Annotated in this window: 17 protein-coding genes; 9 read left to right on the forward strand and 8 right to left on the reverse strand. The window is 71.5% G+C overall.

What is annotated here, in order from left to right:
- The first annotated feature begins 192 nt into the window (after nucleotides 1-192).
- The 6 genes from Scani_RS35795 (at nucleotide 193) to Scani_RS35820 (ending at nucleotide 8,036) form a co-directional block, all read left to right on the forward strand.
- Complete coding sequence (locus tag Scani_RS35795) at nucleotides 193-1,488, forward strand: M18 family aminopeptidase (RefSeq protein WP_159481830.1); 1,296 nt, start codon at nucleotides 193-195, stop codon at nucleotides 1,486-1,488.
- A 1-nt stretch (nucleotide 1,489) separates the two neighbouring features.
- Nucleotides 1,490-3,604, forward strand: a complete 2,115-nt coding sequence (locus Scani_RS35800; RefSeq protein ID WP_159481831.1) for an AfsR/SARP family transcriptional regulator — start codon at nucleotides 1,490-1,492, stop codon at nucleotides 3,602-3,604.
- Nucleotides 3,605-3,766: 162 nt separating this feature from the next.
- Nucleotides 3,767-4,588, forward strand: coding sequence for a DUF4232 domain-containing protein (locus tag Scani_RS35805; RefSeq protein ID WP_159481832.1), 822 nt, complete (start codon nucleotides 3,767-3,769; stop codon nucleotides 4,586-4,588).
- 419 nt (nucleotides 4,589-5,007) lie between these two features.
- The gene (locus tag Scani_RS35810; protein WP_159481833.1) at nucleotides 5,008-6,057 is read left to right on the forward strand and encodes an NlpC/P60 family protein; all 1,050 of its coding nucleotides are present in this window, start codon (nucleotides 5,008-5,010) and stop codon (nucleotides 6,055-6,057) included.
- Nucleotides 6,058-6,214: 157 nt separating this feature from the next.
- The gene (locus Scani_RS35815; RefSeq protein ID WP_159481834.1) at nucleotides 6,215-7,159 is read left to right on the forward strand and encodes a helix-turn-helix domain-containing protein; all 945 of its coding nucleotides are present in this window, start codon (nucleotides 6,215-6,217) and stop codon (nucleotides 7,157-7,159) included.
- 226 nt (nucleotides 7,160-7,385) lie between these two features.
- Nucleotides 7,386-8,036, forward strand: coding sequence for a DUF4232 domain-containing protein (locus Scani_RS35820; protein ID WP_159481835.1), 651 nt, complete (start codon nucleotides 7,386-7,388; stop codon nucleotides 8,034-8,036).
- 157 nt (nucleotides 8,037-8,193) lie between these two features.
- Here Scani_RS35820 and Scani_RS35825 read toward each other — a convergent pair whose 3' ends face one another.
- Complete coding sequence (locus Scani_RS35825; RefSeq protein WP_159481836.1) at nucleotides 8,194-10,002, reverse strand: NHL domain-containing thioredoxin family protein; 1,809 nt, start codon at nucleotides 10,000-10,002, stop codon at nucleotides 8,194-8,196.
- Between the two features lie 64 nt (nucleotides 10,003-10,066).
- Here Scani_RS35825 and Scani_RS35830 point away from each other — a divergent pair, with 64 nt between their 5' ends.
- Nucleotides 10,067-10,597 carry an LURP-one-related/scramblase family protein gene (locus tag Scani_RS35830; protein ID WP_159481837.1) on the forward strand — a complete coding sequence of 177 codons (531 nt, stop codon included), beginning with the start codon at nucleotides 10,067-10,069 and terminating at the stop codon, nucleotides 10,595-10,597.
- Between the two features lie 151 nt (nucleotides 10,598-10,748).
- Nucleotides 10,749-11,573 carry a maleylpyruvate isomerase family mycothiol-dependent enzyme gene (locus tag Scani_RS35835; protein WP_159481838.1) on the forward strand — a complete coding sequence of 275 codons (825 nt, stop codon included), beginning with the start codon at nucleotides 10,749-10,751 and terminating at the stop codon, nucleotides 11,571-11,573.
- A gap of 151 nt (nucleotides 11,574-11,724) precedes the next feature.
- On the opposite strand, the gene Scani_RS35840 is transcribed toward Scani_RS35835, so the two are convergent.
- The 3 genes from Scani_RS35840 to Scani_RS35850 form a co-directional block, all read right to left on the reverse strand.
- Nucleotides 11,725-12,978 (reverse strand): MFS transporter, encoded by a 1,254-nt coding sequence (locus Scani_RS35840; RefSeq protein ID WP_167538215.1) that lies wholly within the window; start codon nucleotides 12,976-12,978, stop codon nucleotides 11,725-11,727.
- Nucleotides 12,979-13,067: 89 nt separating this feature from the next.
- Complete coding sequence (locus Scani_RS35845) at nucleotides 13,068-13,748, reverse strand: GntR family transcriptional regulator (RefSeq protein ID WP_159481840.1); 681 nt, start codon at nucleotides 13,746-13,748, stop codon at nucleotides 13,068-13,070.
- Nucleotides 13,749-13,917: 169 nt separating this feature from the next.
- The gene (locus Scani_RS35850) at nucleotides 13,918-14,784 is read right to left on the reverse strand and encodes a GNAT family N-acetyltransferase (protein ID WP_159481841.1); all 867 of its coding nucleotides are present in this window, start codon (nucleotides 14,782-14,784) and stop codon (nucleotides 13,918-13,920) included.
- Nucleotides 14,785-14,992: 208 nt separating this feature from the next.
- On the opposite strand from Scani_RS35850, the gene Scani_RS40145 reads away from it, so the two are divergent.
- Nucleotides 14,993-15,169 (forward strand): hypothetical protein, encoded by a 177-nt coding sequence (locus Scani_RS40145; protein WP_167538176.1) that lies wholly within the window; start codon nucleotides 14,993-14,995, stop codon nucleotides 15,167-15,169.
- An 18-nt stretch (nucleotides 15,170-15,187) separates the two neighbouring features.
- Here the strand turns inward: Scani_RS40145 and Scani_RS35855 are convergent, their stop codons facing one another.
- The 4 genes from Scani_RS35855 to Scani_RS35870 form a co-directional block, all read right to left on the reverse strand.
- Nucleotides 15,188-15,610, reverse strand: a complete 423-nt coding sequence (locus tag Scani_RS35855; protein ID WP_159481842.1) for a VOC family protein — start codon at nucleotides 15,608-15,610, stop codon at nucleotides 15,188-15,190.
- Between the two features lie 50 nt (nucleotides 15,611-15,660).
- Nucleotides 15,661-16,512, reverse strand: coding sequence for an AraC family transcriptional regulator (locus Scani_RS35860; protein WP_159481843.1), 852 nt, complete (start codon nucleotides 16,510-16,512; stop codon nucleotides 15,661-15,663).
- A 72-nt stretch (nucleotides 16,513-16,584) separates the two neighbouring features.
- Nucleotides 16,585-18,075: a dihydrolipoamide acetyltransferase family protein gene (locus Scani_RS35865; protein ID WP_159481844.1), complete on the reverse strand. Its 1,491-nt coding sequence runs from the start codon at nucleotides 18,073-18,075 to the stop codon at nucleotides 16,585-16,587.
- Nucleotides 18,076-18,098: 23 nt separating this feature from the next.
- Complete coding sequence (locus Scani_RS35870) at nucleotides 18,099-19,082, reverse strand: alpha-ketoacid dehydrogenase subunit beta (RefSeq protein WP_159481845.1); 984 nt, start codon at nucleotides 19,080-19,082, stop codon at nucleotides 18,099-18,101.

Below are 19,082 nucleotides of genomic sequence, written 5' to 3' on the forward strand. Positions count from 1 at the left end.
CGGGGGACCGCCGTAGTCGCTGGGGGCGGTGCGGACGGTAGGCGGCGTACGCCGGGGCATCGCCCCATAAACCCGGAATGCCCCGCTCCAGAAGGGTTTCGGGTTCCGAATACTGAAATCATGGCCGGAAGGGAGCGGAGTCACCACGCATGCGCACGGGGAATGCGGGGTCCGGCTCCTTATGCTGAATCCATGACCAACTCCGCCCGCTTCGATCGCGGCCACACCGACGACCTGATGTCCTTCCTCGCCGCAAGCCCGTCGCCCTATCACGCAGTGGCGAATGCGGCGGAGCGGCTGGAAAAGGCCGGGTTCCGGCAGGTCGCCGAGGTCGATGAATGGGACGGCGGGACCGGCGGGAAGTACGTGCTGCGCGGCGGCGCGATCATCGCCTGGTACGTGCCGGAGGGCGCCGGCGCCTCGACTCCGTACCGAATTGTCGGAGCTCACACCGACTCTCCCAATTTGCGCGTCAAGCCAATTCCGGACACTGGTTCCCGCGGCTGGCGGCAGATCGCCGTCGAGATCTACGGCGGCACGCTGCTCAACACCTGGCTCGACCGTGACCTGGGGCTGAGCGGGCGGGTGACGCTCGCGGACGGCAGCCACCGGCTCGTCCATGTCGACCGGGCGTTGCTGAGAGTGCCTCAACTGGCCGTGCACCTCGACCGCTCGGTGAACGCCGACGGCCTGAAGCTGGACAAGCAGCGCCATATGACGCCGATCTGGGGCCTGGGCGAGGTGGCCGAGGGCGATCTGATCGACTTCGTCGCCGAGGAGACCGGTGTCCCGGCCGACGACATCAAGGGCTGGGACCTGATGGTGCACAGCATCGAGGCGCCCGCCTATCTGGGCCGCGACCGCGAACTGGTCGCCGGTCCGCGGATGGACAACCTGCTGTCGGTGCACGCCGGTACGGCCGCGCTCACCGCGGCGGCGGCCGCCGGGAGCGAGCTGACCTGCATCCCGGTGCTGGCCGCCTTCGACCACGAGGAGAACGGCAGCCAGTCCGACACCGGCGCGGACGGGCCGCTGCTCGGCACGGTGCTGGAACGCTCGGTCTTCGCCCGCGGCGGCTCGTACGAGGACCGCGCGCGGGCCTTCGCCGGCACCATCTGCCTGTCGTCCGACACCGGGCACGCCGTCCACCCCAACTACAGTGAACGGCACGACCCTGGGCACCACCCGATGCCCAACGGCGGGCCGATCCTCAAGGTCAACGCCAACCAGCGCTATGCGACGGACGGCAGCGGACGGGCAGTCTTCGCGGCGGCCTGCGAGCGGGCCGGGGTGCCGTGGCAGAGCTTCGTGTCCAACAACTCCATGCCGTGCGGAACCACCATCGGGCCGATCACCGCGGCCCGGCACGGCATTGCCACGGTCGACATCGGCGTGGCAATCCTGTCCATGCACTCGGCGCGCGAGCTGTGCGGCACCGAGGACCCGTATCTGCTGGCGAACGCCCTGACGGCCTTCCTGGAGGGCTGAGTTGGAATTCTCACTGCTCGGTCCGATCTCCGTGACGACCGGCTCCGCGGAGCTGTCGCTCGGACCCGCCAAACGGCGCAGTGTACTGGCGCTGCTGCTGTTGCAGCCCAACACCACCGTCCCACTGGAGCAGTTGATCGACTCCCTGTGGGAGGACGAGCCGCCCGAACACGCCCGTACGGTCGTCCAGGGGCATGTCTCGCGGCTGCGCGCCACGCTCGCCGAGGGCGGTGCGGAGGCGTACGGCATCGAACTGACCACCCATGGCTCCGCCTATCTGCTGCGACTGCCGGAGGAGTTGATCGACGCCCACCGCTTCGGTGAGCTGGTGGCGCTGGCGCGCCCCGAGGCGGCGCCGGCCGATGCCGTCCCGCTGCTGCGCGAGGCGCTGGGGCTGTGGCGCGGGCCCGCGCTGACCGGCACGGTCACCAGCCCGCCGTTCGCGGCCGCCGCGCATGCGCTGGAGGAGCGCCGGCTGACGGCCGTGGAGGCGCTGGGACGGGCGCACGGCGCGCTCGGCGAGCATGAACAGGCCGCCGCCGTCCTCTACTCCGCCGCGGTCAACCACCCCTTGCGGGAAGGGCTGATCGCCGGACTGATGCGGGCGCTGTTCCAAACGGGCCGGCAGTCCGATGCGCTGGAGTGGTTCCACCGCACCCGGCGGCTGCTCAACGAGGAGCTGGGCGTCGATCCCGGCGAGCGGCTGCGCAACGCCTACGAGGAGATCCTGCGGGCGGAGGCGGCCGGCGGGGGACAGCCTGCCGCGGCGAAGCCTGCGGGCGGGGCGCGTGGAGCGGGCTCCGCTTCGGGCGGGACGCCGTCCGCGGGGGCCCGCTCCGGTGCGGCTTCCGCAGGCGGTCGCCCCGGTACGTCCGGGGAGGGCCCTTCCGCAACGGGCACGGGAGCAGGGCCCGTTGACGGGGAGAGCCGGGTGCCCGTCCAGGGGATCGCCGGTCGGGACGAGGCGCCCGGAGGCCCTGGTGCGCCGGGTGGCGACCGGACGGGGTCGGGCACGACGGACGGCGCACGTGGCGGGTCCGGCACCGGGCGAGCCGGTGCGGCACCGCGGCTGCTGCCCCGGCCGCCCGCCCGCTTCCTGGGCCGGGAGGACCAACTCTCCTCCCTCACGACGGTGCTGATGGACCGTACGACGGGCGAGAGTCCGCTCGCGGTGGTGGCGGGTCCTGCCGGTGTCGGCAAGACCGCCTGCGCCGTGCAGTGGGCGCATCTGCACGCCGGGGCCTTCCCCGACGGGCAGCTCTTCGCCGATCTGCGCGGCTTCGGCGAGGGCGACGAGGCGCCGCCGGCCGAGATCCTGCGCGACTTCCTGCTGGCGCTCGGCACCCCGCCGGAGCGGGTGCCGGGCTCGGCGCAGGCGGCCTCTGCGCTGTTCAGGTCGCTGGTCGCGGAGCGCCGGCTGCTGGTCGTCCTCGACAATGCGCGCAGCTCGGCGCAGGTCAGGCCACTGCTGCCCGGCGGTCAGCACTGCGCCACGGTCGTCACGAGCCGCAGCCGTCTCGACGGTCTGGTCGCCACCGACTGCGCCCGGCCGGTCGGCATCCAGACGCTCGGCCACGAGGAGGGCGCGGCGCTGCTCGGTGCCATGCTCGGTCCGGACCGGGTCGCCGAGGACCCGGCCGCCGCGCGGGAACTGGTCGACCTGTGCGACGGACTGCCGCTGGCGTTGCGGGCCGCGGCCGCCCAGCTGACCGCCCGGCCGCGCTGGCGGCTGGCCCGGCTGGCGGCGGCGCTGCGCGACGAACGGCGGCGGCTGGCGCTGCTGTCGGCGGAGGACACCGGCATCGCGGCGGCGCTGCGGATGTCCGTCGCGCGGCTTTCGGCGGACGACGCACAGCTGCTCAGCGCGCTGGCGACCAGCGCGGACGGGCACCTCAACGCGTCGTTGGCGGCGGCGCTCGCCGGGTACGACCCGGAGCGCACCCAGGACGGCCTGGACCGGCTCACCGAGATGCATCTGGTGGACGAAGAGGCCACCGACGTCTACACGATCAGCACGCTGACCCAGCTGTTCGCGCGCGATGAGCGCGGTGAGAGCGGCGAGGGGGGCACGAGCGGAACGGACGACGGGAGCAAGGGGGGCGACGGCCGCGGCTGAACCGTGGCCGAGCGCCCCGCCCCGGAGGCGGGAACGTTAGGCGCACGTTAGTGGCACGGCAGCGGCGGGCGGCAATCTGGTGTCAGGCCGCAGGACAGACCGGGCCGGACCGCAGGACGTACCGCAGGGGCGGTACGGACCACCGCACGGGGGAGACCGGATATGCCGCGCAGCCACACGCACTCCGAAGCCGTCATCGAGACCGGCGCCGGCACCGCCGCCGGTGCCCCTCGCGGGTCCCATGGCGTGCGCCGCCGTACGCTGCGGATCGCCGCGGCCGGGCTGACCGCCGTCGCCGCGCTCACCCTCACCGCCTGCGGCGGCCAGGACAACGCGCTGCAGACCAGCGCCGCCAAGCCGTTCAACCCGGCGCCCCAGGGCCCTGAGGCCCCGAACGCGCAGGGTGCGGAGATCGCGCAGGGCGGCACGCACACCGGCAGCGGCCGGGCGGAGCAGGCGTCCGCGGGGCACGGCGGCAACGGCGCCCGAACGGTTGTGGGCACGAAGGCCACCGGTACGGGCCCGCGGGGCAGGTCCGGCGGCGTCCCCGGCGTCCGGCACACCGCCTGCGACGCCGCGAAGATCCGTATCGTCGTCAGGCCGCTGACCCGGCCGGTCAACCACCTGCTGCTGGAGGCCACCAACACCTCCGGCGCCCTCTGCGACCTCTACTCCGTCCCCAACCTGCGGTTCGACGAGACGCAGTCCACGCTCGACGAACTGCCGGACAGCAGGCCGCAGGCCGTGGTCACCCTCGCCCCCGGCGAGTCCGGCTACGCCGGCGTGCAGACCTCGTCCGCCGACGGCTCCGGCCGCAACGGCCGCACCATGCGGTCGCTGTCCATCAGCCTCCCCGGCCGCGACGGCAAGGGCAGCATCGGCGGCTCGGCGTCGGTGGCGCTCCCCGGCGGCTCGGTGTACGTGGACGACAGCGCGTGGGTGACGTACTGGCAGTCCGACGCGAGCGAGGCAGCGGCCTGGTGAGCCGCGTCCGGTGATCCGGGGCGGGCCGAACGGCGGCGGCTGAGCGACTGCGGCTCCCGGCGGGACATCCGTCTCCCGAGACCGGTCCTTGCCGATACCTGACCGCCTCCGGCCACCCCCGGTCGACGCGACCGACACGACCCACGCGAAGAACCCCCTGAACCAGGGCGCCCGCAATCCCCCAGCGGGCGCCCTTTCGCGTGTCCGGCGTCCCGTCATGTCCCGCACCGTGGCTCGTCCTGTCCCGGCCCCCGTGCGTCTCCGCAGGTCACAGCCGTGCGCACGGCCGGGACATCTCATGAGACGAGGAACCTCCGGCCGGTGCCCGAATCCCGCTCGACGATGGATCCCGTCGCCGCGGACAGACCAACCGGCGGCTCACCGATCGGCCAACCGGCCGTCTACGGAGGGGAATCGGCATGTACGAGCACAGCAGCGCGCACCCGGCGGACACCACCACCCCCGCGCCTTCTGAAGCACCGACGAGTCGGCGGCGGTCCGCGAGCGGGAAGCGGTCCCCGTTCCGCAGGGCCGTACTGCGCACGGTCCTGCCCACGATCGCCGCTGTCGGGATCGGCGTCACCGGGTTCACGGGGTTCGCCCACGGCAGTGAGACGGGCACCGCAGCCGCCGGCGGGCCCGCGGCGGCCGCCACCGAGCTCTCCCGCGACACCACCGCCACCGGCTCCGCCCTCACCGCCCTCACCTCTCGCACCGCGAGCACCGGCTCCGTACGGCAGGCCGCGGCGGCGGCCGACTTCCCCACCTGGGGCACCCGTTGGGTGGTGCACGCGACCGCCGACACCAACTCCCCCGCCGTCGGAATGATCAACAAGACGGCGCCGGGGCAGGACCGTGTCACTGCCGACTACCAGGTCGACACCGGCCACAAGGTGTGCGAGGGCAGCTCCTGCTCCACCTTCATGGCCCACCTCACCGGCCCGGTCAGCGGCTTCCTCAGCGTGGTCGCGGTGGACATCCCGCAGGACCGGCTGCCGGGCGTTCCGGTCCAGGGCGGCGGCGGACAGCCGCAGCCCGGCGGCTCCCGCCAGGAAGCGCTGCAGCGCGCCGCCACCTGGCTGACCGCCAACAACGGCTCCCAGGTCCCGTACAGCCAGGCCAAGACCTGGAAGGACGGCTACCGCCAGGACTGCTCGGGCTACGCCTCGATGGCGCTCGGGCTGCCGACGCCCGGCACCAACACCGTGGGCCTGGCCACCAACCGCAACCTCACCCGACCCATCTCGCTGGGCGAGCTCAAGCCCGGTGACCTGCTCATCGACGCGGCGGGCGACAACAACACCCGCCATGTCGTGATCTTCGAGAAGTGGAACAACGACGCGCACTCCTCGTACACCGCCTACGAGCAGCGCGGCGGGCATGGCACCGACCACCGGGCGCTGACCTACGGCTTGCCCGGCGGCGACGCCGAGTTCAAGCCCTACCGCCCCGTGAAGTTCGGCGACTGACCTCGTCACGGGCCACCGGGAACGACGCAGGACCTCACGCTGTTTCACGTGAAACGTCACCATCCGATCCGGGTGCGATCCGGATCGCGTAACGAGGGGCACTTCCGCCACAGGGGAGCGGAAGTGCCCCTCGCGCACGCATGCCCGCTGTGCTGAAATGCGAGACGTGCCTGGCAATCAGAACCACGGCCCTCATGTCCGCCGTAAGCCCTTAGCCCCTCTGCCCGACGAACTCTCCGGCCCGGTGCGCGACTTCGTCGCCGCCCTGCGCCGCATGCACGGCGAACTCGGCTACAGCCTCAAGCAGTTGGAGGGCCGGCTGCCCGCCAGTCGCTCGTCCCTCTCACGCTATCTGCGCGGCCAGAGCCTGCCGGACGAACGACTGCTGGTGCAGTGGTGCAAGCTCTCCTTCACCGGTGAAGACCGGCTGCCCGCCCTTGTCGAACTGCTGCACCGCGCCCTGGAGTCGGCTGACTCCGGCGAGCGGGGAACGGCGGATCCGGACGAGGCGGGAGCAGTGGCGTCGGACGCGCGGGAAGCGCCGACGCAGCGGGACGGGGCGCCCGAGGCGGAGACCATCGGGACCGGTTCCGCAGCCGGCCCCGCAGCCGGAGCCACGCCGACGGCCGGGCGGCACCGGCTGCGGCCGGTGCTCGCCGCGCTCGGGGCCGTCGTGGTGGTCGCCGCGGCGGCGCTGGCCGTACCGGCCCTGACCGGCCCCGACGGCACCTCGGACGGCGACGGCGACGGCCGGTCGCAGGGCTCGCAGGCCGCGGCATCGGCCACCGGGTCCGCCCGGATCACCGTCCACAACATCGAACGGGACTGTCAGCACCGGCGCACCGAGGACTGCTCACTCGGCCTGGCCGGCGACCCGTCCCGGCTCTATCGCCGCTCCAACATCGTGGGTCATGTCTGGCACGGAGACGTCCTGCGCGCCGTCTGCCGGATCGCCAATGGGGTCACGGTCACGGACGAGGTGGGCGGGCACAGCAGCATGTGGTTCCGGGTCGATCACGACGGCAAGCAGGTGTGGGTACCCGGCATCCGTATTCGCCCGGAACAGCTGGAGAACACCGAGCTGCCCACCTGCCCGGAGTGATCTCAGGCGCCGCCCAGGGGGTGATCCCGCCCCGCCCACAAGGTGATCTTCACCCCTGCTCCACAGACCGTCCTTGACTCCGCACAACCCATCTGACCTGCTATGACGCCGTATGGACAGTGGGCTCCGTGAACCCACCCTGGCGCCTCGACCGGCAATGGATATCGTGGCCGTGCCATGACAGACACACCGCGCTGACTGCAGCACTCCACTGGGGGACCCACCCATGACCGCACGCCGCTCCCGCAGCCGTTCCGCCGCGTACGCCGCACTGGCCCTCGGACTGGTCGGCTCGCTCGCGCTGACGGGCTGCAACAGCCACTCCTCGAAGAAGTCGAAGAAGTCCTCCTCCTCGTTCTCGAAGAGCAAGAAGCGCAGGATCACCGGCGGGGGTGCGGCCGCGGCGGGCGCGGGGGCAGCGACGTCCCGGCGGGTGCCCGACTGCTACCCCAGCACGTACAAGGTCACGTTCTCCCAGCAGACCGGCCCGAAGAGCCATGTGGCGGTGAAGTTCAAGAACTCCAGCAGCCGCGACTGCAAGCTCTACAACGCGCCGCTGCTGCGCTTCAACAACGCCAAGGACCCGCTGCCCCTGCTGCAGGGCACGCCCGGCCACCTCGACGGCACCCGCATCACCGTGCCCGCCCACGGCTACGCCTACGCGGTCATCCCGACCACCACCGCAGCCACCAAGGGCACCGGGCAGAAGTCGGTGACCATCGACTTCATGGGCATCTCGGCGAGCTCCGTCACCCACGGTCCGGTCACCGTCAACTTCGCCGAGAAGCGCCTCAACATCTCGGTCGGCAAGAGCAAGGTCACCAACTGGAGCTCGAGCATTCACGGAGCTCAACTGGCCGGCGGCGTCGGGAACTAGCCGGGATCAGCCGGGCGCCAAGGGCTGTCCGACGGGCAGGCGTCGCGAGCGTCCTGATCCATCGGATCGAGCCTTGGCCGCACCCGCGCAGCATCCCGCCGCCGGGCCGGTCGCCCCGGCCCTCCCGGGCCCGGCCGACGGGCCCGGGAGCTCGCTCCTACTCGGCGTCCAGCCCCGCCAGCACGAGCCCCAGCCGGGACACTCCGCCCTCGGCGATCCGGACCGGGACGCCCCAGTCCTGCTGGTGCACATGACAGGCGGGGTATTCGATGTCCGGGGCGTCGTCGCAGGACGCGGCCATCGCCGAGACATGCAGCACCCCCTCGGTCAGCCCGTCCGCGAGCACCAGGTCCCGGGCGAGATCGGTGCCCGCGCCCGCGCCCTCGGCGAGCAGCTCCGGCGGTGTCGCGCTGACCACCAGCCGCGTCGAGGGGCCGTAACGGGTGTCGAGCTTCTGGCCGGCCGGCGCCTGGAAGACCACGTCCAGCCGCAGCGCGCCGGGGGCGACCTCGGTGGCCGCGCGCTGGGTGCGGTGCGCCACCGACTCGACCCGGACCGCCTCCTCGGGCAGCCGCAGCCGGGTCAGCCGGTGCCGCGCCGACTCCACCACCACGATGTCGTCGTCGACGAGCACCGCGGCGGAGGGCTCGCGCAGATCCGTCGCCAGCGTCGTCACCTCGCCCGTCGCGGGGTCGAAACGGCGCAGTGCGTGGTTGTAGGTGTCCGCGATGGCGACCGAGCCGTCGGGCAGGGCGGTCACGCCCAGTGGGTGCTGCAGCAGCGCCTCCTCGGCCGCGCCGTCGCGGTGCCCGAAGTCGAAGAGGCCGGTGCCGACGGCCGTACGGATCACATAGCCGTCGCCCGCCTCGGCGCGCTCCGCCCAGCGGACGGCGCTGGTCTCCGAGTCCGCGATCCACAGCCGGTCGCCGGCCGCCGCGAGGCCGGACGGCTGGGCGAACCATGCCTCGGCCGCCGGCCCGTCCACCAGCCCCTCGTTGGTCGTGCCGGCCGCGACCTCGACCGTGTCTGCGGCCGGGTCGTAGATCCACAGCTGGTGCACCCCGGCCATGGCGATCCACAGCCGGTCCTGCCACCAGGCGAGGTCCCACGGCGAGGAAAGATCCACGTCACGCGCCGGTCCGGACGTCGGCGAGCCCTGCCACCACTGCTTCCCCGTGCCGGCCACCGTCTCCAGCGCACCGGTCTCCGGGTCGAAGACGCGGATGGCGTGGTTGACGGTGTCCGCGACGGCCACCCGTCCGTCGGGCAGCAGCGCCAGGCCCTGCGGTTCGTTGAAGGAGTCCGGAGTCAGACCGCGCTCGCCGGTGCCGATCCGCCGCAGCACCCGCTCGCCGTCCGCGGCCAGCTCCACGAGCTGATGCCGGGTGGTGTCCGAGACGAGGAAACTGCCGGTGGGCAGCCGGACCGCCTTGCCGGGGAAGCGCAGATCGCCGGCCACCGGCTCCGGCGGGACGTAGGGGCCGTCGCCGCGGCGCAGCGTGCCCTTCGCCGCGTGCTCGGCCTCCAGCTCCTCGACGAGCTTCTCGATGGCGTGCGCATGGCCCTCGCCGGCGTGCTGGGCGACGACATAGCCCTCGGGGTCGATCACCACGAGCGTCGGCCAGGCCCGGACCGCGTACTGCTTCCAGGTGGCGAGCTCAGGGTCGTCGAGGACCGGGTGCTCGACTCCGTAGCGCTCCACGGCGTCCACGACCGCCTGGTGCTCGGCCTCGTGCACGAACTTCGGGGAGTGCACACCGATGATCACGACGGTGTCGCGGTGGCGCTCCTCCAGCTCCCGCAGCTCGTCCAGGACGTGCAGACAGTTCACACAGCAGAACGTCCAGAAATCCAGGACGACGATGCGTCCTCGCAGGTCGGAGAGGGTGAGATCCTTGTTACCGGTGTTCAGCCAGCCACCCTTGCCGATCAGCTCGGGGGCTCGGACGCGTGCACGTGAAGCCATGTGCACATTCAACGTCACTCCGGTGCGTGCACATTCCGCAGGTCCCCGCGGGAACACGTCAGCCATGCAGCAATCTCCCGGGGGACCGCCCCCGCACTCGGGCAAGTACGTGGTGCGCGACCGTATCTTCGGCATCGGCGACGACTACTGGATCGACGACGAGCACGGGCGGCACGCCTTCCTCGTGGACGGAAAGGCGCTGCGGCTTCGGGAGACCTTCGAGCTGAAGGACACCGAGCGGCGGGTGCTGATCACCATCCGCAAGAAGATGCTCAGCGTGCGCGACACGATGACCATCGAGCGGGACGACAAGCCGCTGGCCACCATCAAGCGCAAGCGGCTCTCGCTGCTGCGCAACCACTACCGCGTCGCGCTGGTGGACGGCACCGAGCTGGATGTCAGCGGAAAGATCCTGGACCGGGAGTTCGCGGTCGAGTACGACGGCGAACTGCTCGCGGAGATCTCGCGGCGCTGGCTGACCGTAGGTGACACCTATGTGGTCAACGTCGTACGGGACGACGCGGGCCCGGCGCTGCTGATCGCCGTCGCGGTGTGTGTGATCCGGCTGGCGGAACGGGAACGCGGCGACGACTGAGCAGCGAGGGCCGCTGCCGTACGGCGCACCCCTCTGCGGCCCGGAAGCATCGGCCTACGATGGTCACCCGAAAGCACTGCCGGGGTGCCCGTGCGGAGCGTAACTTAACTGCACAGACAGCAGCCCGCGTACGAACCGTCCGAGGGGTCCCGTGACCGTCCATCCCAGCCTTCAGTCCTCCATCGATGCCTGGACTCACTCCATAGAAGCGATAACCGAGCTGGTCACTCCGCTCGTCGAGGGCGAGTGGAACGGGGCGACGGGCCTCCCAGGATGGTCTGTTCGCGATGTGGTCTCCCATGTCATCGGCCTGGAATGCGAAATGCTGGGCGACCCTCGGCCGATCCATACGCTGCCGCGCGACCTCTACCACGTACGCAGCGAATCGGCGCGACGGATGGAGGTGCAGGTCGACGTCCGACGGCACCACACCGCGCCGGAGATGCTCAGCGAGCTCGAATACACCGTCATCCGCCGTTCCCGGCAGCTGCGCAACGAGTCCCGTCAGCCGGACGCCGTGGTGCGCAGCCCGCTCGGTGAGGACCGTTCGCTGGAATTCGTCCTGCAGCAGCGGGCCTTCGACGTCTGGGTCCATGAGCAGGACCTGCGCCGGGTACTCGGCAAGCCCGGCAATCTCGACTCCCCCGGCGCGTATGTGACCCGCGATCTGCTGGTGAAGGCGCTGCCCGGCATCGTGGCCAAGAGGGCCCAGGCACCCGCCGATTCTGCCGTGGTCTTCGATGTCAGCGGGCCGCTGGAATTCCTGCGCACGGTCCGCCTCGACGCCGAGGGCAAGGCCACGATCGACGGCAGCGTCTCGCTCGGCCCGACCGTGACGCTCGCCCTGGACTGGGACACCTTCCACCAGCTGGCCTGCGGCCGGGTCCGCCCGGCAGCCGTCGCCGAACAGATCAAGATCGACGGCGACAATGCGCTGGCCCAGTCGATCCTGGACAATCTCGCCGTCACGCCGTAGCAGGGCGGTTCCGGTGGGGCTGCCCCACCCCGTGCCCTGACCGTCGGCCGACCCACGAGCAGTTGGCCCCGGAGTGAGCCGTTTCACGTGAAACAGGCCTGTCCGTTCCACGTGAAACGGACCCGGCCGCCGACCGTGCGGCCCGCGGTCCTCACACGGGAACGTGGACCGCCTCGACCCGGCTGACGACCAGCCGTTCGCGCTCGCGCCGCGCCGCGCGCCGCCGCAGCCGCAGGATCTGGGAGACCCCGGTCGCTTCCAGCACGAAGATCGAGGCAAAGGCGATCCGGTAGTTGTCGCCGGTCGCGTCCAGGAGGACGCCGATCGCGAACAGGGTCGTCATCGAGGCCGTGAAGCCGCCCATGTTGACGATGCCGGACGCGGTGCCCTGACGCTCCGGCGGGTTGGCGGGCCGCGCGAAGTCGAAGCCGATCATCGAGGCGGGGCCGCAGGCGCCCAGCACCGTGCACAGCGCGATCAGCAGCCCCATCGGCGCATGATCGGCCGGCCAGCACAGAACGACCGCCCACATCAGAGCCGTGGCGCCGACGGTGCCCAGAGCCAGCGGCGTACGGGCCGCGTGGTGGCGGGCGATGACCTGGCCGTAGATCAGGCCCACCGCCATGTTGGAGAGCACCACGAGGGTGAGCAGTTCACCGGCGGTGCCGCGCGACAGGCCCTGCGCCTCGACGAGGAACGGCAGGCCCCAGAGCAGCAGGAACACCATCGCGGGGAACTGAGTGGTGAAGTGCACCCACATGCCCAGCCGGGTCCCGGGCTCCCGCCAGGCGTCCACGATCTGCCGGCGCACGAACCCGGCGCCGGTGTGCTCGGTGGGTGCGGGCGGCGGCTCGAAGCCCTGGGGGTGGTCCTTGAGGAAGAGCAGCAGCACGATCAGCACGACGATGCCGCCGGCGGCGCTGGAGGCGAAGGTCGGCGTCCAGCCGAAGGTGTGCAGGAAGCGGGCGAGGATGAGCGTGGAGATCAGGTTGCCCGCCATGCCCACGAGCGCGGCGATCTGCGCGATCATCGGGCCGCGGCGGGCCGGGAACCACCGGGAGCCCAGCCGCAGCACGCTGATGAAGGTCATCGCATCCCCGCAGCCGAGCAGCGCCCGGGAGCCGAGCGCCATGGCGTAGGACGAGGAGAGCGCAAAGCCGAACTGGCCGACGGTGTAGAGCACGACGCCGAGGGTCAGCACCTTCTTGGGGCCGAGCCGGTCGACCATCAGGCCGACGGGGATCTGCATCCCCGCGTACACCAGCAGCTGAAGGATGGAGAACGTCGAGAGCGCGGAGGCGTTGATGTGGAAGCGCTCGGCGGCGTCCAGGCCTGCCACGCCGAGGCTGGTGCGGTAGGTGATCGCGACGAAGTAGACCGCCACGCCGATGCCCCAGACCGCCATGGCCTTACGGCCGCCGGGCGGGTCGGCGGGCAGCAACCGGGCGGAGCCGCCGCCTATACCGGAGCCGTTGGCACTTCCGGCACCACCGCTCATCGCACGTCTCCCTGCGCGAGGTTACGGACCCAGCTGACGTGCCGCTGCACGGCGTCGGTCGCGGCGTCCGCATCCCCTGCCCGCAGGGCCTCGAGGATCTCCGCGTGTTCGGTGATGTTCTTGGCGATCCGGTCCGGGTGGGCGTGCATCACCGCGACCCCCATCCGCAACTGGCGGTCGCGCAGCTGCTCGTAGAGGCGCTCCAGGATCTGATTGCCGGCGCTGCGCACAATGGCGGCATGGAAGGCGCGGTCGGTGACGGAGACGGCCGTCAGATCACCGGATGCGGCCTGTTCCCGCATCGTCTCCAGCAGCTCGGTCAGCTCGCCGATCAGCGCCTCGCTCACGGGCACCGCCTTGGCCGCGGCATGCTTCTCCACCAGCAGCCGGGTCTCGACGACATCCGCGATCTCCTGCGCGGAGACCGGCAGCACCAGGGCGCCCTTCTTCGGGTAGAGCTTGATCAGCCCCTCGACCTCCAGCCGCAGCAGCGCCTCACGCACCGGCGTCCGCGACACCCCCATCGCGTCGGCCAGCTCACCCTCGGTGAGCAGCATCCCGCCCTCGTAGCGGCGGTCCAGGACGGCGTCCTTGATGTGCGCATAGACCCGTTCGGCGGCGGGCGGCTGCTTGGCGGGCTCTCTGACAGGAGCGGTGGGCGTGGCGGCGGAGGGCATGCACACAGGATAGATACAACAGGTATGCGTCCGACACTTCATTCCGCGATGCGGACAACGCGGCGGACGTATGTCCTGGTAGAGGCGCTGCCGAGGCCCGTGGATGCGGCCGAGCTGCGGCCGGGCCGGCGGGCGGATCCTCGTCCCGACCGGCGGCCCGGCCGCGCTCTCAGCCCGGCATCCGCCCCTGGGCGACCAGACGGTTCACGACCTGCGCATGGGCGGGGGCACAGCGCTCCCGCGCCTCCCGGCGGTCGAACCAGGCATACTCCGCGATCTCCCGTCCGGGGGCCGGTGCGATGTCCTGGGGCCCGCCGGTGAAGCAGGTCATGCGCAGCCGGCGCCCGTTCTTGCCATGGGCGACGGCATGGATGACAAACGCCTCCGACAGCTCCTCGACGGGCACCACCAGGCCGAGCTCCTCACGGAGCTCACGCGACAACGCCTCCCGTGCGGTCTCCCCGGGCTCGTACTTGCCGCCCGGGAGGTAGAACGTGTCGTTCCCCCGTGTCCGTACGCTCAGCAGCCGCCCGTCGCGCACATGCAGCCAGCTCACCGAATGCAGTGGCGCGGACCGCTCCAGGACGACCAGCGGACGGCCGGTCTCCTCGTCCGTCCGCCGCCCGCACTCCATGAAGCCCAGGTGCGTGAAGAAGCCGCGGGCGAGGTCGTTTTCCTCGAAGACCTCCAGGGTCAGCGCACCGTGCACCGCCGCCGCATGCTCCACCAACTCCCGCCCGATCCCGGCCCTTTGGGCTTCCGGTGCCACGAACAACCCACCGACCGCACCTCCGTCCCCGCTCCCGCGGCCGGACCCGTCGCGCAGCACTCCCAGCAGCCCGACGACGGTTCCCTCCCGCTCCGCGACCCAGTTCTCCGCTGCGGCGAGGTCCATCTGAGGGAGGATCCGGGCGCGTTCGCCCCGGCCCTCCCCGTCGGGGAACGGATGTGCCTGCTGTACGGCCCGGGCCCACAGATCGGTGACCACACCCTGGTCGGAGGCCTCGTAGCGTCGAATGATCATTTCGCTGCTCATTTCGCCGACCGTAGGCAGCCCGGCCGGCCGCGGCAAACCCTTTCCCGCAACGGGCCCCGCCTCTGTCGAAAGAGGGACCCCGGGCTGCTGTCGGGTCCGCCTCAAGTCTGACAAGGGTCCATACCTGCCGCGTACGGATCGGCGTGGATCCCATGGGTGAATAGAGGCAGGGAGCCGGGGAGGGCTCCACACCAAAGGGGAGTTGACCATGCAGCCCAGGACGAACGCCGGCCGCCGTACGCGGAACACCGTCGTGCTGGCATTGATCGTTGCCGGCCTGTGGGCGGGCTTCGCACTGACCCGCGGCGCCACCCACCCCGATGAGTCCGGCCCGGTCGGGCCGGTGGCCCACTTCAGCCGCGCGGTGGAGCTCATCCGCGGCTGACGGACGCCGGTGCGCCCGCTAGGCCTTCCGCGGCTCACCGCGATAGGTACCGAACGACCAGCGGTTGCCCTCCGGGTCGCGGGCGCCGAAGCCCCGCGACCCGTACTCGGTGTCGGTCAGCTCATCGGTGATCTCCGCCCCGGCCGCTCGGGCGCGGGCACACAGCTCGTCGGGGTGATCGGTGACCACATAGGCCCCGAACGTCCCCGGCCGCAGCGGCCAGCGGTCCTGGTCCGCGTCCTTGACGGAGCCGAACATGATGCCGCCGCCTTCCGGCCAGGAGAGCTGGGCGTGCTCGACACGTTCCCCCTCGCCGTAGACCACGGTCTCCTCGAAGCCGAACGCCTCGACCAGGAAGCGGATCAGGGCCCGGGCGTCGTGGGCCCGCAGCGTCGGCCATACCTGGGGTACGGGGGTGGGGTCGGACAGGTTGTCGGTCATGATCGCCGAATCTCCTAGGTCGGGTACGCGCCCTTGGTGGGCCGCTGACCTCAGCATTCCTCGATGGCATCCCCGGGGGCTTGGACGTTTCGGAACTCCTCGACGAGCCATTGGCTGGGCGGGCAGCCGGCCAGCGAGCGGAAGTCCCGCGCGAGGTGGGCCTGGTCGAAGTAGCCGCAGCGCACGGCCAGATGGGCCAGCGGCGGCGGAGTGCCCGCGCGGGCCGCCGCACCGAGCAACCGCCGCGCCCGGTCGAAGCGGATGACGCGGGCGGCCGTCTTGGGCGTCAGACCGGTTTCCTGCCGGAAGCGTGCGGTCAGATGGCGCGTGCTCCAGCCGATGTCCTCGGCGAGCGTCGCCACCGTCGCGGTGCCACGCGACTGCGCCAGCAGCCGCCAGGCGCGGACGACCTCGGGCGCGGCACCGGGGCCGTCCGGTCCCAGGGAGAGGCGGCGCAGCAGAAAGTCGTCCAGCAGCGCGAACCGCTCCGTCCAGCTGCGGGCCGTCCGCAACCGTTCGCCCACGTCCGTACCCTGCTGTCCGAGCACCACGTCCGCGGGAAGGTCGAGGCTCGCCAGTTCTCCGGCGGGCAGCCCCAACAAGGCACGGGCGCCCAGCGGGTGCAGACCGACCTGGATACCGGACTGGCGGCCCTGATGAGTGATCAGCGCGGGGCGGGTGTGCAGACCGCCGAGGAGAGCGCCGTAGGTGCCGGGAGCCTGCCCAGGGTCGGGGTGGCCGGCCAGTGTGAGCGGCTCGTCGAGGGTGAAGATCAGGGTCAGCCGCGGCGACGGAAGGCCACGGTGCCGACCCGGTGGGACCCCGGCCTGCCGGTATCCGGCGTACGCGCTGACGTACGGCCGCAGCGCAGGCGCGGGGCGGGCGAGCGGATGCTCGTCCACGGGGCCCGGACGGTCCCGAGGCGGAGTTTCACGTGAAACACCGCTCCGAACCGCCCGGCTCCGCATCCTGGCTCATCCCCAGGTGATCAGTCGCTTGGGCCGTTCCAGCAGGGCCGCGACATCCGCGAGCAGCTTGGAGCCCAGCTCGCCGTCGATAAGCCGGTGGTCGAAGGACAGCGCGAGGGTGGTGACCTGGCGCGCCTTCACCTTGCCCTTGTGGACCCACGGCTGGAGCTTGACCGCACCGAAGGCGAGGATCGCCGACTCCCCCGGATTGAGGATCGGCGTACCGGTGTCGACGCCGAAGACGCCGACATTGGTGATGGTGACCGTGCCACCGGTCATCGCCGCCGGGGACGTCTTGCCGTCGCGGGCGGTGGCGACCAGATCGCCCAGTTCCGCAGCGAGCTGGGGGAGTGTCCTGACCCCGGCGTCCTTGATGTTCGGGACGATCAGCCCGCGCGGAGTGGCCGCCGCGATCCCGAGGTTGACGTAGTCCTTGTAGACGATTTCCTGCCGCGCCTCGTCCCAGGAGGCGTTGACCTCCGGATGACGCTTGATGGCGACCAGGAAGGCCTTGGCGACGAGCAGCAGCGGGTTGACCCGCAGCCCGGCCATCTCGGGGTCCTGCTTGAGCTCCTGGACCAGCTTCATCGTGCGGGTCACGTCGACGGTGATGAACTCCGTGACATGCGGCGCGGTGAAGGCGCTGGCGACCATCGCCTGCGCGGTGGCCTTGCGTACGCCCTTGACCGGCACCCGCCGCTCGCGCGCGGCGGCATCGACGAGACCGGGCTCGGCCGGGACGGCTTCCGGGGCCGCGGAGACCGGAGCAGCGACTCCGCCCGGGGCGACCGGGGACGGCGCGGCGGCCGCATGGACGTCCTCGCGGGTGATGATGCCGTCCGGGCCGGTCGGGGAGATTGCCGCCAGGTCGATACCGAGGTCCTTGGCGAGCTTGCGCACCGGCGGCTTGGCCAGCGGCCGGCCGAGGTGCCCGGCCCCTGTGCCGTTCGCGACCGGAGTCACGGGAGCGGCCGGGGAGGCGGCGGGAGCGATCACGGGGGCGGCGGCCGGTGCGGATGCGCCCCGCCCGTTCAGCTCCGCCTGGACCGCGGTGCGCGCGGGCTCCGGCTGGGCCGGCAACCCCGCCTGGGGCTTGCGCGCCCGGCGCTTGGTCGAGGACGGCCCGGCGCCGTAACCGACCAGCACCGCCTGCCGGCCCTGCGGCTCGGCGTCCTCGTCCTGGGACGCGGCGGCCTCCTGCACCGCCGGCGCCGCGGCGGGCCCGGCTCCGGGGTCGGTGTCCACGGAGATGATGACGGTGCCGACGTCGACGGTGACGCCCTCGCCGAAGTTCAGCTCATGCACCACTCCGTCGTAGGGAATGGGCAGTTCGACGGCGGCCTTGGCGGTCTCGACCTCACAGACGACCTGGCCGTCGGTGACGGTGTCGCCCGGCTGGACGTACCACTTGAGGATCTCGGCCTCGGTCAGCCCCTCGCCCACGTCGGGCATCTTGAACTCGCGGAAGCGCTGAGCGTTGGCGGTACTTGCAGTCATGGTCACGAACTCTCCTCAAACCCTCAGTACGCCAACGCACGGTCGACGGCGTCGAGCACCCGGTCCAGCCCCGGGAGGTACTCGTCCTCCAGACGGGAGGGCGGATACGGGGAATGGAACCCGCCGACCCGCAGGACCGGGGCCTCCAGGTGGTAGAAGCACCGCTCGGTGATCCGGGCGGCGATCTCCGCACCCGCACCGAAGAAGACCGGGGCCTCGTGCACCACGACCAGCCGGCCGGTCTTCTCCACCGACGACTGCACGGTGTCGAAGTCGATCGGGGAGAGCGAGCGCAGGTCGACGACCTCGAGCGACTTGCCCTCCTCGGCCGCGACATTGGCGACGTCCTGGCAGACCTTCACCATCGGGCCGTAGGCGGCCAGGGTGAGGTCGGAGCCGGTCCGGGCGATCCGGGCCTTGTGCAGGGGGTCGGGGATCGACTCGGTGTCCAGCCGCGACTTGTCGTGGTAGCGGCGCTTGGGCTCGAAGTAGATGACCGGGTCGTCGCCCGCGATGGCCTGCTGGAGCATCCAGTAGGCGTCGGAGGAGTTCGACGGAGAGACGATCTTGAGTCCCGCGACATGCGCGAACAGGGCCTCGGGGGACTCGGAGTGGTGCTCGACCGCGCCGATGCCACCCGCGTACGGGATGCGGATGACGACCGGCACCTTGACCTTGCCCAGCGCGCGGGCGTGCATCTTCGCGAGCTGGGTGACGATCTGGTCGTAGGCGGGGAAGACGAAACCATCGAACTGGATCTCGACGACCGGGCGGTAGCCGCGCAGCGCCATGCCGATCGCGGTGCCGACGATGCCGGACTCGGCGAGCGGGGTGTCGATGACCCGCTCCTCGCCGAAGTCCTTCTGCAGCCCGTCGGTGACCCGGAAGACGCCGCCGAGCTTGCCGACGTCCTCGCCCATGACGAGGACCTTGGGGTCGGCCTCCATGGAGGCACGCAGCGATTCGTTGATCGCCTTGGCGATGGTGATCTTCTCGAAGACGGCCAT

It is taken from the genome of Streptomyces caniferus (assembly GCF_009811555.1).
In the GTDB taxonomy this organism is placed as follows: domain Bacteria; phylum Actinomycetota; class Actinomycetes; order Streptomycetales; family Streptomycetaceae; genus Streptomyces; species Streptomyces caniferus.

What these genes read in the sequence shown, in the direction of transcription:
- Scani_RS35795 (WP_159481830.1), top strand. Translation starts at nt 193, where the DNA reads ATGACCAACTCCGCCCGCTTCGATCGCGGCCACACCGACGACCTGATG.
- Scani_RS35805 (WP_159481832.1), top strand. Translation starts at nt 3,767, where the DNA reads ATGCCGCGCAGCCACACGCACTCCGAAGCCGTCATCGAGACCGGCGCC.
- Scani_RS35810 (WP_159481833.1), top strand. Translation starts at nt 5,008, where the DNA reads ATGTACGAGCACAGCAGCGCGCACCCGGCGGACACCACCACCCCCGCG.
- Scani_RS35815 (WP_159481834.1), top strand. Translation starts at nt 6,215, where the DNA reads ATGCGAGACGTGCCTGGCAATCAGAACCACGGCCCTCATGTCCGCCGT.
- Scani_RS35820 (WP_159481835.1), top strand. Translation starts at nt 7,386, where the DNA reads ATGACCGCACGCCGCTCCCGCAGCCGTTCCGCCGCGTACGCCGCACTG.
- Scani_RS35825 (WP_159481836.1), bottom strand. Translation starts at nt 10,002, where the DNA reads ATGGCTTCACGTGCACGCGTCCGAGCCCCCGAGCTGATCGGCAAGGGT.
- Scani_RS35830 (WP_159481837.1), top strand. Translation starts at nt 10,067, where the DNA reads ATGCAGCAATCTCCCGGGGGACCGCCCCCGCACTCGGGCAAGTACGTG.
- Scani_RS35840 (WP_167538215.1), bottom strand. Translation starts at nt 12,978, where the DNA reads ATGGCGGTCTGGGGCATCGGCGTGGCGGTCTACTTCGTCGCGATCACC.
- Scani_RS35845 (WP_159481840.1), bottom strand. Translation starts at nt 13,748, where the DNA reads ATGCCCTCCGCCGCCACGCCCACCGCTCCTGTCAGAGAGCCCGCCAAG.
- Scani_RS35850 (WP_159481841.1), bottom strand. Translation starts at nt 14,784, where the DNA reads ATGAGCAGCGAAATGATCATTCGACGCTACGAGGCCTCCGACCAGGGT.
- Scani_RS40145 (WP_167538176.1), top strand. Translation starts at nt 14,993, where the DNA reads ATGCAGCCCAGGACGAACGCCGGCCGCCGTACGCGGAACACCGTCGTG.
- Scani_RS35855 (WP_159481842.1), bottom strand. Translation starts at nt 15,610, where the DNA reads ATGACCGACAACCTGTCCGACCCCACCCCCGTACCCCAGGTATGGCCG.
- Scani_RS35865 (WP_159481844.1), bottom strand. Translation starts at nt 18,075, where the DNA reads ATGACTGCAAGTACCGCCAACGCTCAGCGCTTCCGCGAGTTCAAGATG.
- Scani_RS35870 (WP_159481845.1), bottom strand. Translation starts at nt 19,082, where the DNA reads ATGGCCGTCTTCGAGAAGATCACCATCGCCAAGGCGATCAACGAATCG.